We start from the raw sequence: 14,445 nt of genomic DNA on the forward strand, positions 1-14,445 counted from the left end.
CCGTCGCCGGCATCCGGCCACGGGAGGTGGGCGGGCTCCTACCCTGGTAGGACACAGGTTGGGTACTCCCGTGCGATGCCCGACGTACTCGATGGCTCGTAGCGTCGGCGACAACGGTCAACGACGACCCACAGGAGGCCCGAGATGAGCTGGGAAGAGACCCACCGCCGGTGGACCGCACTGCGCGAGGTCGCGGCCACCGCCGCGTTCACCCGCGACGGCGAGCTGCCCTGGAACGACCAGTACGCCGAGATCTTCGGCGACCGGGACGGACTGCTCACGGCGTTGCGCCACCGCTGGAACCAGACCATGCAGACCCAGCTTGACTCGCACCTGACGGCCGGGCAGATCGAGGACCGCCGCCGGGATCTGATCCGGGAGAACGCCGGCGTGCTGCGCATCCTGCGGCGGTACGGCGTGACTGCACGCGGTGAGGAGCGGATCCGTGCCAGCGCCTGACCCGTTCGCCCTCCCGGTGCCGGTCCCCACCGGCAACCCCCTGCGGTCACGGGCGACCTGGCTGCTCTCCCATGGACTCGCCCGCCGGCTGCTGCTACGTGAGGCGGCACGCGGCGACCTTCTTGCCGGATTGGCGATGGACCCGGCGCTCCGGGCGGACCCCTTCGCCGGCTACGAGGAGCTGCGACGCCGGGGACCGATGACGACGACCAGGCTGGCCGCGGGCACGGTCGACCACGCGGTCGCCGACGCCGTGCTGCGCAGTGAGGACTTCGGCGTCGCGGGCGGCCACGGCGAGCTTCCCCGCCCACTGCAGTGGCTGCTGGCACGGGTCTTCGACAATCGCGCGACAGGACCGGTCGACCCGCCGTCGATGCTGGCGCTCGACCCACCCGAGCACACCCGGCAGCGCAAGCTGGTCTCCCGTGCCTTCACCGCACGCAAGGTCGGCGGCCTCGAGGACACCATCGCCACCGTGGCGGCACGACTCGTCGACGAGCTGGCCGCCGGACCCGAGCGGGTCGACCTGGTGGACAGGTTCGCCTCCCGGTTGCCGCTGGTGGTGATCGCCGAGCTGCTCGGCGTACCCGAGGAGGACCACGATCGGCTGCTCGCCTGGAGCAACATCGCTGCCCAGTCCCTCGACCCCGGGCTGTCCTGGGCCGAGTTCCGACGCATCGAGCTGGCCATCCGCCGGCTGCACGTCTGGTTCGACGCCCATGTCGAGCGACTGCGCAAGCATCCCGGCGACGACCTGCTCAGCCGGCTGGCCACGCTCGATGGTCCCGACCGCCCCACCGAGGACGAGCTCAAGGCGACCGGGCTGCTCGTGCTGGGGGCTGGCTTCGAGACCACGGTCAACCTGATCGGAAACGCGGTGGCGCTCTTCGACTCCCACCCCGACCAGCTCGCGGTGCTGCGCGACGACCCGGGTCTGTGGCCCCGGGCCGTGGACGAGGTGCTGCGGTTCGACTCTCCCGTTCAGATCACCCTGCGCCAGGCCCATCGCGACACCGAGGTCGCCGGGGTCCGGGTCGCCGGCGGCACCGCCGTACTGACCTTCCTCGGTGGCGCCAACCGCGACCCGGCCGTCTTCGCGGACCCGCAGCGCTTCGACGTCACGCGCGGCAACGCCGACCAGCACCTGTCGTTCTCGGCCGGTGTGCACTACTGCCTCGGCGCCAGCCTGGCCAGGCTCGAGACGAAGGTCGCACTCCATACTCTCTACGACAGGTTCCCCGACCTGCGGGTCGACGGCCCACCGGTACGCCGGGGCACCCGGGTGCTGCGCGGCTACGAACACCTGCCGATCGTGCTCGGCGACGCTGCGGGGCGTCCGACCACTCAGCCGGCGAGCACGCCCTCGAGTCGCGCGTAGCTCGTCTCCATCCCGTCGACCATGCCGGTGCCGAGAACGATGTCGCGGGTCGTGGCGTCGGGGTAGGTGATCAGCAGGGAGAGCAGGGTGCCGCCATCGACGGGGGTCAGGGTCAGCTCGTTGACCGTGCTGGGGGCGTCCTCGGGGATCCCGTCGCCGTACATCCGCTCGGTGGTCACCGCGCGGTGCGGTGCCGAGACCTCGAGCAGCTCACCGGTGGAGCCGAAGCTGGTGCCGCCGTCGTCCTGCTGCCACACGTAGCGGTAGACCTGCCCGACCTCGCTCGCCACCTCGCAGGTCGGCATCGACCAACCGTCCGGGCCGAGCAGCCACTGCGTCAGCAGCGTCGGGTCGTGATGGGCCGACCAGACCTGCTCGACGCTGCCTCGGATGACCCGGGAGACCCGGACCGTCGTGTCGGAGAGCACCTGTGCGGCGGCCGGCAGATCCGCGGCGAAGCTGCGCAGGTCCTCGAGCACGCCGTCGATCTGCCCCATGGCCTGACGCATGCCCTCCTCCATGCCCATCTCCACCAGCTGCGCGAGCTCCTCGACGGTGTTGAAGTACGTCGTGGTCGTCACCCGCGACCCGGACCCGGTCGCCTCGAAGGAGAAGACCATCCGCATCGATGGCATCTCGGTGTTCGGCGTCCCGTCCGGGTGGCAGAAGCCGTCGCGGACCTCGAAGGAGTACGGCGCCTTGACGTCCAGGAACTCCCAGTAGCCACGGGAGACCTCACCCTCGGGACCGACCATCGCGTACGCGGACCGGCCGCCGGGGAGCATGTCGTGCCGGGTGAAGGTCGCCGGGTAGGACGGCGGCCCCCAGAACCGCTCGAGCTGGCGGGGGTCGGCGTACGCATCCCACAGCCGCTGCAGCGGTGCGGCGAAGTCGGCGACGACCGTGAGGGTGAGCGCTTCGGGGTCCTTGTGGATCGAGGTGATGGGCATCGGACGGTCCTCTCCAGTGGTGGGTCAGTGCTCTTCGTGCTCGTGGTGCTCGTCGTCGGCGAGCAGGGCGTCGAGGCGGGCGACCCGGGACCGCCAGAGTTGCTCGAAGGTGTCCAGCAGTGCCTGGGCGCGCCTGATCGCTTCCGGGTTGCCCCGGACGAGCCGCTCGCGGCCGTGCGGTTGCTTGGTCACCAGCCCCGCCCTCTCCAGCACCGCCACGTGCTTCTGCACCGCCGCGAACGACATGGCGTAGTCCTCGGCGAGCTGCGAGACCGACTCCTCCCCGACGAGCGTGCGACGGACGATGTCGCGGCGGGTCGCGTCGGCGAGGGCCCGGAAGATCCGGTCCACCTCGGCGTCGGTGATCTCGCTATCTACAACCATTTGGTTGTAGATTAGGCCGCGCCGAAGACGACGTCAAGAGGCGGGCGCTGGTGGATCCGCCGAGGGCGAGCTCAGCGCTGGTTGCGCAGGAACCTCCCGAAGTGCGGCACGGTGAACGCGACGGTGCCGCGCTCGGCGGAGAACACCAGACCCTTCTTGATCAGTCCGTCCCGGGCCGGGCTCAGCGACTGCGGCTTTCGATCCAGATGCGCGGCCACGTCGGAGGTGCTCACCGCCAGGTCGCCGGTCGGCTCACCGAGGTCGGCCATCGCGCTCATGTAGTCGCGCTCGGCGGGGGTCGCTCGGTCGAAGCGAGCCCCGAAGAAGCCGACCGCGAGCTCCGCCTCCGCCTCGGGTGCGGCCTGGACGACGTCGGCCCAGCGGATAGGGGATCCGACGGCAACGTCCCAGGTCGCCTTGCCGTAGGCCTGCACGAAGTAGGGATAGCCGTCGGTGAGCTCGTAGAGCTGGTCGAGGGCCTTCGCTTCGTACGACGCGCCCTCCTGCTCGGCCGGGAAGGTCCAGGCCCGCTCCGCCATCTCGCGCGGGAGCCGGTCGACCCGGACGTAGCGGAACAGCCGCTCGGCGTACGAGCGGGACGCGGCCAAGGCGACCGGCAGGTGCGGCAGCCCGGCCCCGACCACGACCAGCGGTGCGCCCTGCTGGCTGATCTCGTGGCAGGCGCCGCACAACGCGCCGAGCTCGTCCGGGGCGACGTCCTGCATCTCGTCGATGAACACTGAGATGCCGACGCCGAGGTCTCCGGCCAGCGAGGCCACGTCGGTGAACAGCTCGACCAGGTCGAGCTCGAGGTCGCCGGAGTCGGCACGACCCTTCGCCGCCGCCACGTCGACCGGCGGGGTCCAGGCGCGACCCCGCCGGTCCACATGGTCGGTGCGCAGCGCGAACGCCTTGAGCACGCCCATCACCTGCTCGACCCGGTCGGGGTCACGGTGCCGGTGGCCGAGCTCGCGCAGCGCGGCGTGCACCGCCTGGGCGAGCGGCAGCCGCAGCGAGTGCTCGGGCCGCGCCTCGATCTTGCCGGTCCCCCACGCGCGCCGGACCGCCTGCCCACGCAGCGCGTTGAGCAGCACCGTCTTGCCCACTCCGCGCAGCCCCGAGAGCACCATCGAGCGCCCGGGACGTCCGGCGGCCACCCGCTCGAGGGTGACGTCGAACTGCGCAAGCTCGGCGTCGCGGCCGGCCAGCTCGGGAGGTCGCTGCCCGGCGCCGGGCGCGTACGGATTCCTGATCGGGTCCATGATCGGACGCTATCGGGATGTCTAGCACAAACCGTAGATTTGCCGCGCGCGTCCTCGCCGTACTCGCCCTGAGCGCCGTGCAACCGATCCGGTCAGCGTTGCGTTCCACCTGCGACACCCTGGAGACCGAGGGGGGTGAGGGGAGGTGGCGATGACGCAGGCGCCGCGGGAGCGAGCCGGCTCGGACCGGCTCGACTTCACCGCGTACGTCGAGGCTCGCCAGCATGGCCTGCTCGGATTCACCGTCCTGCTGTGCGGGAATCTCGCCGACGCCGAGGACCTCCTCCAGAGCGTGCTCGCCCGCACCTTCCTGCGCTGGGACCGCCTCCTCGCCCAGCAGGTCGACATCGACGCCTACGTGCGCACGTCGCTGGTGAACGCCAACACCAGCCTGTGGCGGCGGGCGTTCCGACGACGCGAGCGACCGGCCGAGACACTGCCGGAGCAGGCCGGCGACCAACCGGATCCCGACGACGGGGAGCTGTGGGCCCGCGTCCTGCTCCTTCCGGAGCGGCAGCGGCAGGTGGTCGCCCTGCGCTACTACGAAGGGCTCAGCGTGGCCGAGACCGCCGCCGCGATGGGCTCGAGCGAGGGCACGGTGAAGAGCCAGTGTGCTCGCGCGCTGGCGCGCCTGCGCGTCGATCTCGGCGAGGGACAGCCGACGGAACGGACCAGCGATGAACGACGATGAGCTCAGCACCCGGCTGCACCGCGCCGCGGCAGCCCTGCCCGGAACGGACCTGCTCGAGCCGAGCCTGCGCCGGGCCCACCGCATCCACGTCCGCCGTTTGGCCGGGGGCGCGGCGGCCGTCGTCGGCCTCGTCGCGGTCATCGCCTTCTCCGGCGCCGTCCTCGCCCAGCGGGGCCAGCACACCACCGGGCCCGTCGGGCCCTCGCCGTCACCATCGCAGTCAGCGGTGCGCACGGTGCCGCTGACCCACCTGGCCACCGGACCCGTGCCGAGGCTGGACTACGTCGACCGCGGGCACACGGTGCACACCAGGGACGGGCACACCTTCCCGCTCGGAAGCGACCCCAGCTACCAGGCGAACGTCACCGTCGCGGCTGTCGGGGTGGTGGCGCTGCTCGAAGCACCCGACGGGCAGTACCGCATCGCGATCAACGGCGGTACGCCGAGTGACATCCCCGTGATCGGTCGCGCGGACGACTACCGCTTCATCCGCCCCGGCCCGCACGGGACCGCCTTCGTCGAGGGGAGCCCGGGTCGGCTCATCGTGGTCGGCCGTGATGGGACGATTTCCACCCTCGCCACCCCGCGCTGGGTCCGGGGAAGCACCGTGACCGCCACCCGCGACTTCTTCTGGACCGTCTGGAAGGGTCGGGCCCGGCGGCTGGATCCGGTCGACCCACGTGCGGGATGGAAGAGCTTCGGACCCGCCGAGAGCCTGGTCGGCGACCAGCCTGCCGACACGGTCTGGGACCAACGCGCTTCCTGCGCGATCGTGCACGACGGGCAGACCTGGCGACGGCTCTGGAGCGACTGCGACCAGCACGAGGGGTCGTTCACCGCGCCCTCCGGTGCCGGGGGCGACTACACGGTGGTGGTCCACAGCCGCCAGGTCCGGGTCGTGGGAGCGCGGGACGGGCGGCCGGTCGTCACCTTCGTGATCCCTCCCGGCGAGAAGTTCGGCAGCGGCCCGGCCTGGTCCGGCGACCAGCTCACCTTCCAGCTCGCGCACGGCCGGATGGAGCGTCCGGTGACCTGGGTCACCTGCGACGTCTCAGCCCTCCGCTGCTGGCGCAACGACCTGCCGCTGAACCTCGCATGGCTGGACTCCGACCTCCCCCGCTGACCGCCGCCGCACTCGCCCGCTCGGAGCACTCGCTACGCTCGACGCGTGCCCGAGCTGCCCGAGGTGGAGGCGCTGGCCCAGGACCTGTCCGGCCGGCTGCGTGACCGTGCCATCGTCCGGGTGGACATCGTGGCATTCAGCTGCCTGAAGACCTACGACCCACCGATCAGCGCGCTGAGCGGCAGCCTGGTCGACGGCGTGACCCGGCACGGGAAGTTCCTCGACATCGACGCCTCGGGCACCCACCTGGTGTTGCACCTGGCCCGTGCCGGCTGGGTGCGCTGGAAGGACGAGGTGCCGAAGCTGCCGGCCCGGCCCAGCAGCAAGTCGCCTCTCGCGGCGCGGGTCGTGCTGGACAACCACGCCGGACTCGACATCACCGAGGCCGGCACTCGCAAGAGCCTGGCGCTGTACGTCGTCCGCGATCCGGTCGACATCGAGGGGATCGCCCGGTTGGGGCCGGATCCGCTCGCCGACGACTTCACGATCGACGTGCTGGCCTCGATCCTCCAGGCCAGCGGCCGGGCCCAGATCAAGGGCGTGCTGCGCCAGCAGTCGAACATCGCGGGCATCGGCAACGCCTACTCCGACGAGCTGCTCCATGCTGCCCGACTGTCGCCGTTCAAGCCGGCGAACAGCCTCACCGACGAAGAGCTGACCACGTTGTACGCCGCGCTTCGCGACGTGCTCGGCGACGCCGTACGACGTGCCTCGGGGCTGGCCGCGAGCGAGCTCAAGGGCGAGAAGAAGAGCCACCTGCGGGTGCACGGACGCACCGGTCAGCCCTGCCCGGTGTGCGGCGACACCGTGCGCGAGGTGTCCTTCGCGGACTCGAGCCTGCAGTACTGCCCGACCTGCCAGACCGGCGGCAAACCGCTGGCCGACCGGCGGCTGAGCAAGCTGTTGAAGTAGCTGGGCTGAGACCCTCTGCACATGACGCGCGCATCGCAGGTTGCGTGAGCAGCGCGTGGCTGGTGTCGGTGCCGGCGGTCGTGATCGCGCAGGCAGAAGTCCCTACACGACGCTCAAGGCTGTGCAGATCTCTGGGAGGAGCAGCTCATATGCGGAGCCCGTCAGGTGAACGCCGTCCGAGGCGATGGCCCGAGCGCCCAGCGGAGCGAGCAGTGCGGGGGTGTCGATGAGGTGGTCTGGCCTCAGGGATGCGATCGCGTTGCCCCACACCGCATGTTCGGTCAGGGGCGGCCGGACATAGATCCATGGGCAGGCAAGCTCTGCGACCAGAGCCTTCACCAGTTCGCGGCATTCCTCGGGGCGAGTGCCACGTCTTGCGTCGTTGGTGCCGATCGACAGGACCGCGATGGCGTTGGTTGTGGGGAGGTGTGCTCGTGCTTGGGTGAGGACGTCTGCGGCGGTCGCGCCGCCCACTGCCGCGTTGATCGCGTTGGCGCTGATGCGCGGGAGTGCGCGGCGAATCCGGGCGAGGTGGCTGTCGCCGAGCAGGACTACCTCCACGATCCCTAGTTTGCCGGAATGCAAGGCAGCCGTTGGCCTTGTGGGTCGGGGGCGCATGGGCGGGGCAGCAGGCGGAGGGGCACACCTTCCCGCGACCGGAACTCCTCAGGTGCGTCGGGTGAATCGGATGTCGCCGTTGGGCAGGCGGTTGTGTTGGTAGCGGTCGTCGTGGGCTCGGTGGTGGTGCCAGGAGCACAGCAGCACCCCGTCGGCGAGGTCGGTTCTGCCGCCCTTGGACCAGGGTTTCCAATGATGGGCTTCGGCCCATCCTGCGGGGACGGTGCAGTGCTCGGCCCGACAGGACCGGTCGCGGAGCCGCAGGGCCTTGCGCTGAGCGCGGGAGAACAGTCGTTGGGTGCGGCCCAGGTCGAGGACCTGCCCGGTCCCGTCGAGGACGGCGGGGACCAACTGGGCGGTGCAGGCTAGTCGTCGGGCCTCGCCGGCGGAGATGCGGCCCTGATCGCTGGTGATCACCCCGGCAGCGGTGAGCTGGCTGCGTAGTTGGTCGAGGGTGAGGGTGATGATCACCGTGGTGGCGTCCCCGCCGTGCTCGGGCAGCCTGGCGGGGTCGAGGGCCTCGAGCAGGGCGGTGAACGCCAGCCCGCGTTTGCGGGCGGCCGGGATCCGATCACCCTCACCCACCCCCACCATCCCGATGGTTCCGAGCGGGTTGGCCGGGGCGCTGGTCGGATCCTTGTCGGGGTCGTGGTTGGGTCCGGGCACCGTGGTGCCGTCGTTGAGGCCGTGCCGGGGGCTGGTGAAGGCATCGAGGTAGGTCATCAGCCGGTCCGCGACCGCATCGGGGACCTTGATCCCGATCCGGGTCGACCCGTCCCCCAACCGTCGGGTGAACAGCCGGGTGGATTCTCGGGCGCGGCGCTCCTGCTCCTCCAACCGGCGGCCCTCCTCGGCCTCGGCGATGTCGGGGGCGAGGACCTCGAGGATCTTCGCCCCCAACACCGCCAGCTCCCGGGGACGGTGATCCGCGGCCAGCCCGATCAGGTGCTCCTCGGCCTCCACCAGGATCCCCGGATCCAGATCACCGGGCAGCTCCTCCAGCGCCTGGGCGACCACCCGGGCCTGAGCCAGATTCACCGACCCCTCCCCGAGCGCGACACCCAGCCGGGTCCAGCGCCGCTCCAGCGCCTCACCCAGCCGCAGATCCCGGCTGTTCGGGCTCCGCTCGGTCCGGGTCACATGCGCCAGCCACACCGCAGCGTCCCGGTCCCCGGACTCCTCGGCGACATCATCGGCCACCGCCAACACCCGCAGACCCAGCCCCGCGAGCCGGTCCTGCACCCGCCGCAACCCCACCAACACGCTCTGCTTCTCAGTCGTGGTCAAGAACACCGGCTCCACCCCGGCGACCTTGTCCACCGCCTCATCGACCGCGGCCACGAACCGCACCAGCCGATGCTGCGAGGCATCCTGCGCAGTGGGTGCATCCGACGCACCAGACTTCACGCGCGGCTCTGACAGCTCATGGTCCGGCTTGTCGGCCATTGCAGCCCCCCTCCCACACGCTCGCGAACACCGGCCCCCGCACGGGAGCTCTCGGGTTCTCACATGTGATGGGCTGCGGGCCTGTGAGGGGCCGACTCCATCGGAGCCAGATCCGAGGCCTTAGCCATCGTTATCACCACCGGATCTATATCGAGTAGAACATATGTTCGAACCAGTGTCAAGCGGATCCGCAGCCTGTGTGAAGTCGCAGGACATCGGTGACACTTCTGCATCAGGACGCCTGTGACAGTCGGCCGGGATCTCGCCGCCCCAGGCAAAGGGGGAGATCCCGTCCCGTCAGCCGCGGGAGTCCCATACTCAGAGCGACGACGAGGTCCCGAAGACATCAGGCAGCGGCACCGTGAGCGCGTCGGCCAGCCGGCGCAGATATTCCCGCCGTGGGACCTCGACGACGCCCAGGCTGGCCAGGTGCTCGGTCTGCCACTGGGTGTCCAGCAGCCGGCGCTCGGCGTGCTGGTCGCTGAGCAGGTCGACCAGCGCCACCAGTGCCACCTTGGAGGCGTCCCGCTCGCGGCTGAACATCGACTCACCGGCGAACAGGCCGCCGACGGCCAGCCCATACAGTCCGCCGACCAGCTTCTCCGCACGCCAGGCCTCCACCGAGTGTGCCCAGCCGAGCCGGTGCAGCGCGACGTACGCCTCCCGGACGTCGTCATCGATCCAGCCCGCCGGCCGACCCGGGTCCGCGCACGCGTCGATCACCGCGGTGAAGGCGGTGTCGACCCGGATCTCGAAGCGCCGGCAGGACTTCCGCAGTGACCGGGTGACCCGCAGACCGTCCAGCGGGAGCACGCCACGACGCACCGGGGACCACCAGCCGAGCCGGCCCTCGACGGGCATCGGAAAGAGCCCGAGGCGGTAGGCCGACAGCACCGTGCCGGGCGCCAGGTCGGCCCCGAGGCCCACCAGGTCGTCGTCGGCGGCCGCCGGAGCGCGCAGGCGCCACACGGACGGAGGAGGCTCGATCGGCACCCCCTCATCCAAGCAGTGCGGCCCGGGTCGACCGACCGCTGTCGTTCCGTAGGCTGGTCGACATGAGCAACCTGGGCAGGAGAGTCGGCAGCAGCCTCGCGCCGAGGGTGACGAAGCTGGCGCCGGAGATGACGTCGTCCTTCGTCCACCAGGCACTGCACCGCGCGATCACGGGCGTCGGCAAGCTTCCCGGCGCGGCGGCTGCGGCCGACAAGCAGCTCGCCGAGCAGAGGGGCGATGTCGACCGGGCGATCCACGAGGTCATCGAGAACCACGTGCGGTACGCCGGCGCCGAGGGCTTCGTCACCAACCTGGGCGGGCTGATCACGATGACGGTCACCGTGCCGGCCAACATCACCGGGCTGGCCGTCGTCGAGTGCCGGATGGTCGCCGGCATCCTGCACCTGCGCGGCTACGACCTCGAGGACCCTCGCACCCGCACCGCGATCCTGACCTGCCTGCTGGGCGAGGACCGACTGCTGGCGCTGGTGAAGCGGAAGCGGCTCCCGGGCACCCCGATGGCGATCGCGACCGCGCCGGTGCACGACCCCGACCTGTCGAAGATCGTCGCCAACGAGGTGGCCGCCGAGCTGATCACCCGGGTCGCCGGCAAGCGGGTCGCGATCACGGTGGGCCGCCGGGTGCCGCTGGTGGGCGGTCTGGTGGGCGCGGCCGCGGATGCCTACGCCACCTGGAAGATCGGCCGCTACGTCGACCGGGAGTTCCTGCCGCGCAAGCGCCGGTAGGCGCCGAGGCCGGCCCGGGCGAGCACGCTCCGGTCGGCCGCCGCGACGAACCGCTCCTTGGCCCGGTAGAGCCGCGTCGAGTGCGCCTCGTCGAGTTGACGCATCAGGTCGGCGATGTCCGCGTGCAGGTGGACCTCGACGTCCCGCAGCCGAGCCGACTCCTGCACGCTCGCCGACAGCGCCCGGAGCGCGGCCTGGACGACCTGGCCGGGGTCGGCGGCGTCCGGATCGACGAAGTCGGGAGCGACCTCGTCCGGGAGCAGGTCCTCGAGCGCGCCGACGACGTCGTACCCCTTGCGGGCCAGCTCCTCGACCCATTCGCGGCTGCGCTCGGCCGCCCACGCGTGCATCGGGGGAGGCAGCGTGAGCCGGGCGGACTCCCGGTGGGTGCCGAGGTTCTGGTGGACCAGACCCTCCCGGACGAACTGCCGGTAGTGGTGGTTGGGGAGCACCAGCTCCAGCCGCTCGTTGAGCTGCCGGACCAGGGCGGACTCGGCGACACCCAGGGACGCGTTGGCGCGGTCGCGGGTGGCGAGCATCCCGACGTCGATGCCGAAGGCCGCGGCGAACCGACGGCCGAGGACGTCGTGCGGCGCGCCGTACGGCGGCACCGTGATCACGTGGACCTGCTCGGGAGCCAGCGTGTCGCCCCACCGGGCGAGCACGTCGGGCAGCTCCTGCACGCTCCAGAACCACTGCACGATCTCCATCGAGCGGCTCTCGTCGCGGACCGCGGCGAGGAAGTCGGCGTAGTGGATGGTGCGCCGGTGCTTGATGTTCTCCTGCCACTCCGCGGGCAGCTGGCGGGCCAGGTCCCGCGCCGAGAGGATCACGTGCACCTCCGCGTCGCCGAGCGACTCCAGCGCGCGGGCCACCTGCTGCCGGGACGCCCGACCGAGGATCTCGTGGCTCACCATCGCGGTGCCGGGCCACTGCCGGACCTCGGCGGCCAGCCGCTCCCAGGCTCCGGCGGCCTCACGCTCGAGTCCGCCCCATGGCAGCTGCATCAGGTCCAGCGCGGCCAGGAAGTGGGCGTCGAAGCGCTCGGCCGGGTAGAGCACCCCCTGCTCGGCGAGATGATCGCGGTGCGTGAAGAGCGCGTGCTGGAAGGCCGAGGTGCCGGTCTTCGGCGTCCCCACGTGAAGGAAGACCCGCTCCGCCATCAGACCCCCTTCGCCCGTCCCGTCGAACCCGTCCCGATCCCCCCGGCTGCCACCGCGGCCCACCCGGAGGCGATCGCGGCCAGGGCGACCGCCAGGGTGTCGGCCGGCGGCACGCCGTGCGATGTGCCGCTCGGCAGCAGGCTGGTCAGCGCGGCCACGTCGCCGTGCACAGGGTAGCCAGCGACCCGGACCTGCTCCGCGGTGCGCTCGGCGGCGGCTGCTGCCCAGCTCCGCAGCCCGGGCGGTACGGCGAGGCCGGTGCCCGACCCGGCCACGTCCCGGCCCGGCGTCCAGGACTCGAGCAGTCGGTGCAGGCCGGGCAGGTCGGCCGGCGCGAACTGCTGACCGAGCACCGGGTTGATCCGGCGGCGAAGGTCGACCAGCGCGGGCGGGTCGAGTGGCTCCGTCGTCCGTGGGAGGGCGGTCCCCAGCAGCGTCGCCGCCAGCCGGGCCGCGTCGGCGGGATCGGCGGCGGCGAGCAGGTGCACGCGGTCGGCGCCCGCGGCCACGGCAATCCGATCGGCCAGCGGCACCGGCTGCAGGCGCTGGGGCAGCCGATCGCGCGCCGCCATCGCACGCCAGGTGCGTCGCCACGGCCGGGTGCCGCCCCGACGGCTGCGGGCGGTCCAGTGCTGCTGGACGACCTGCTCGACCGGGCCGGTGAGCACGAGGTGGACAGCCCGGAAGTCCCCCTCCACGAGGCCGGCCGCGGTGAGGGCCCGGCGTACGGCGTCCGCGGACGCGGGCGCGCCGTGCACCCGGAACCGGCGCCGATGCCAGCCCGGGCGTCGATCCGATCGCCCTGCCGGCGACGGCGCATCGCTCGCGCGCCCTCCGGCGCCATCCAGCAGCCGGGCCAGCACCCCGAGCGCGACCCGGAGAAGCTCCGGCGCGGGCAGCGACTCCGGTGCCACGGCCGGAGTGCCGAGGCTGCGCCGTTCGCCCGGCCACGGCAGCGGGATGTCGACGGCGCCGCGGCCCACCGGGGAGGTCGAGCAGACCAGGTCGGCAAGACCGGCAAGGTCCGGCGGTGCGGTCAGGGCGAGTCGGCGCAGCAGCTCCAGCTGGCCGGCGCCCGGGAGCACCGCACCCCGCGGCGCGAGGTCCCCCTCCGAGCCGGTTCGGTCACCCAGTCGGTCACCCAGCCACTCATCCCAGGTCCGGGTGTCGCCGTCCCGCAGGGCGGCCATCCAGCCGGTGACCGCATCGACGTACTGCGCCGGTCGCACGACGGCCGCTACTCGTGGCCCAGCAGCCGCTGGGCGATCCGGCGGGCGCCGCGGCCCTCGCTGCGCGGGTTGTCGATCTCGATCAGCACCGCGGCGAGCGCGTCGAGCGCGGCCTGGGCGACCCGGGTGGGCTGCGGCTGGTCGGGATCGGCCAGGTCGACGTCGGAGTCGGGCCAGCGCGGCCGCAGGTCGTCGAGGTCGCCCACCACGTGCACCCCCGACCCGACGATCCACTCCAGCCACTCGTCGGTGACCTCGTCGACGAACGGCCGATACCGCGCCGGCAGCACCGGGTTGTCGACGTCCTGGCTGGTGCCGTAGACCTCGCGGACCACCAGCTCACGGACGTAGTGCACGTAGGTCTCCCGGGACACCCCCGCCTGGCGCAGTCGCCGGTTGAGCCGGCGTAGGGCGGAGATCTCGGCGATGCCGAGCGAGGCGTTGGCCAGCTCGCTGGGGAGGTACGGCGACGCCGGGTCGAGCCCGAGCACCGAGCCGAACCGGTTCCAGAGCGTGTCGGCCGGCGCGCCCGCGGGGGGCACCGTGACCACGTGCACCTGGTCGGGGGTGAGGCCGGTCGCCCAGCGGGTGAGCACGTCCGGGATCGACTGGACCCGCCAGAACCACAGCTCCGAAGCGGTGCGCGGCGCCTCGACGACCTCACGGGCGAACCGCTCGAACCGCATCGACCGGCGGTGCTTGACCATCTCCTGCCACTCGGCCGGCAGCTGCCGGGCCAGGTCGCGCGCGGTGAGCACGACGTGCACCTCGGCCTCGCCGAGCGACCCCACCGCTCGCGCCACCTGGGCCGGCTCGGCTGCGGCGAGGATCTCGTGGGAGATGACGACGTCTTGATCGGACTTGCGCGCGACGTCGCTGAGGGCCTGCCACTGCCCGCGGGCGCGCTCGAGCTCGCCCGCCCAGGGCCGCTCGATCAGGTCCAGGGCGGCCTGGAAGTGATCCCCGGCGGGCAGCTCCGGGTAGCGGAGGCCCTGGGTCTCGAGGCTGTCCCGGTTGCGGGCCAACCGGTCCTGGAGGTAGCTGGTTCCACTCTTCGGGGCACCGATGTGCAAGAAGACGCGGCGGGCCAT

General features: G+C 71.9%; 15 protein-coding genes. 6 read left to right on the top strand and 9 right to left on the bottom strand.

Features of this window, described 5'->3' with window-relative positions; all coding sequences use genetic code 11:
- The first annotated feature begins 144 nt into the window (after positions 1 to 144).
- Together Q9R13_RS13225 and Q9R13_RS13230 are read left to right on the top strand one after the other, a co-directional pair.
- A complete protein-coding gene (locus Q9R13_RS13225) occupies positions 145 to 459 on the top strand; it encodes a hypothetical protein (protein WP_310961641.1) in 315 nt (104 codons plus the stop codon).
- Entirely contained in the window at positions 446 to 1,837 is a 1,392-nt protein-coding gene (locus Q9R13_RS13230; RefSeq protein WP_310961642.1) for a cytochrome P450, read from the top strand. The genes Q9R13_RS13225 and Q9R13_RS13230 overlap by 14 nt, the downstream gene beginning before the upstream one ends.
- On the opposite strand, the gene Q9R13_RS13235 is transcribed toward Q9R13_RS13230, so the two are convergent.
- From Q9R13_RS13235 to Q9R13_RS13245, 3 genes are all read right to left on the bottom strand, one after another.
- Positions 1,804 to 2,787, bottom strand: coding sequence for an SRPBCC family protein (locus Q9R13_RS13235; RefSeq protein ID WP_310961643.1), 984 nt, complete (start codon positions 2,785 to 2,787; stop codon positions 1,804 to 1,806). The genes Q9R13_RS13230 and Q9R13_RS13235 overlap by 34 nt on opposite strands.
- Before the next feature lie 24 nt (positions 2,788 to 2,811).
- Positions 2,812 to 3,171, bottom strand: coding sequence for an ArsR/SmtB family transcription factor (locus Q9R13_RS13240; protein WP_310961644.1), 360 nt, complete (start codon positions 3,169 to 3,171; stop codon positions 2,812 to 2,814).
- A 71-nt stretch (positions 3,172 to 3,242) separates the two neighbouring features.
- Positions 3,243 to 4,433: an ATP-binding protein gene (locus Q9R13_RS13245; RefSeq protein WP_310961645.1), complete on the bottom strand. Its 1,191-nt coding sequence runs from the start codon at positions 4,431 to 4,433 to the stop codon at positions 3,243 to 3,245.
- 151 nt (positions 4,434 to 4,584) lie between these two features.
- Here Q9R13_RS13245 and Q9R13_RS13250 point away from each other — a divergent pair, with 151 nt between their 5' ends.
- The 3 genes from Q9R13_RS13250 to Q9R13_RS13260 are packed head-to-tail and all read left to right on the top strand — an operon-like array spanning position 4,585 to position 7,159.
- Positions 4,585 to 5,124, top strand: coding sequence for a SigE family RNA polymerase sigma factor (locus Q9R13_RS13250; protein WP_310961646.1), 540 nt, complete (start codon positions 4,585 to 4,587; stop codon positions 5,122 to 5,124).
- Entirely contained in the window at positions 5,111 to 6,247 is a 1,137-nt protein-coding gene (locus Q9R13_RS13255; protein ID WP_310961647.1) for a hypothetical protein, read from the top strand. The genes Q9R13_RS13250 and Q9R13_RS13255 overlap by 14 nt, the downstream gene beginning before the upstream one ends.
- A gap of 45 nt (positions 6,248 to 6,292) precedes the next feature.
- Entirely contained in the window at positions 6,293 to 7,159 is an 867-nt protein-coding gene (locus tag Q9R13_RS13260) for an Fpg/Nei family DNA glycosylase (protein WP_310961648.1), read from the top strand.
- A gap of 102 nt (positions 7,160 to 7,261) precedes the next feature.
- Here Q9R13_RS13260 and Q9R13_RS13265 read toward each other — a convergent pair whose 3' ends face one another.
- The 3 genes from Q9R13_RS13265 to aat form a co-directional block, all read right to left on the bottom strand.
- Positions 7,262 to 7,720, bottom strand: a complete 459-nt coding sequence (locus Q9R13_RS13265) for an SGNH/GDSL hydrolase family protein (protein WP_310961649.1) — start codon at positions 7,718 to 7,720, stop codon at positions 7,262 to 7,264.
- A gap of 105 nt (positions 7,721 to 7,825) precedes the next feature.
- Positions 7,826 to 9,223 carry an HNH endonuclease signature motif containing protein gene (locus Q9R13_RS13270; protein WP_310961650.1) on the bottom strand — a complete coding sequence of 466 codons (1,398 nt, stop codon included), beginning with the start codon at positions 9,221 to 9,223 and terminating at the stop codon, positions 7,826 to 7,828.
- 318 nt (positions 9,224 to 9,541) lie between these two features.
- Positions 9,542 to 10,216 (bottom strand): leucyl/phenylalanyl-tRNA--protein transferase, encoded by a 675-nt coding sequence (gene aat, locus Q9R13_RS13275; RefSeq protein WP_310961651.1) that lies wholly within the window; start codon positions 10,214 to 10,216, stop codon positions 9,542 to 9,544.
- Between the two features lie 62 nt (positions 10,217 to 10,278).
- Between aat and Q9R13_RS13280 the strand changes: the two genes are divergently transcribed.
- On the top strand, positions 10,279 to 10,962 hold the full coding sequence (locus Q9R13_RS13280) for an EcsC family protein (RefSeq protein ID WP_310961652.1): 684 nt from the start codon (positions 10,279 to 10,281) through the stop codon (positions 10,960 to 10,962).
- On the opposite strand, the gene Q9R13_RS13285 is transcribed toward Q9R13_RS13280, so the two are convergent.
- The 3 genes from Q9R13_RS13285 to Q9R13_RS13295 are packed head-to-tail and all read right to left on the bottom strand — an operon-like array spanning position 10,923 to position 14,445.
- Positions 10,923 to 12,125, bottom strand: a complete 1,203-nt coding sequence (locus Q9R13_RS13285; RefSeq protein WP_310961653.1) for a hypothetical protein — start codon at positions 12,123 to 12,125, stop codon at positions 10,923 to 10,925. The genes Q9R13_RS13280 and Q9R13_RS13285 overlap by 40 nt on opposite strands.
- Positions 12,125 to 13,354, bottom strand: coding sequence for a hypothetical protein (locus Q9R13_RS13290; RefSeq protein WP_310961654.1), 1,230 nt, complete (start codon positions 13,352 to 13,354; stop codon positions 12,125 to 12,127). The genes Q9R13_RS13285 and Q9R13_RS13290 overlap by 1 nt, the downstream gene beginning before the upstream one ends.
- Positions 13,355 to 13,362: 8 nt before the next feature.
- The gene (locus Q9R13_RS13295; protein ID WP_310961655.1) at positions 13,363 to 14,445 is read right to left on the bottom strand and encodes a hypothetical protein; all 1,083 of its coding nucleotides are present in this window, start codon (positions 14,443 to 14,445) and stop codon (positions 13,363 to 13,365) included.

Source organism: Nocardioides marmorisolisilvae (assembly GCF_031656915.1).
In the GTDB taxonomy this organism is placed as follows: Bacteria; Actinomycetota; Actinomycetes; order Propionibacteriales; family Nocardioidaceae; genus Marmoricola; species Marmoricola terrisoli.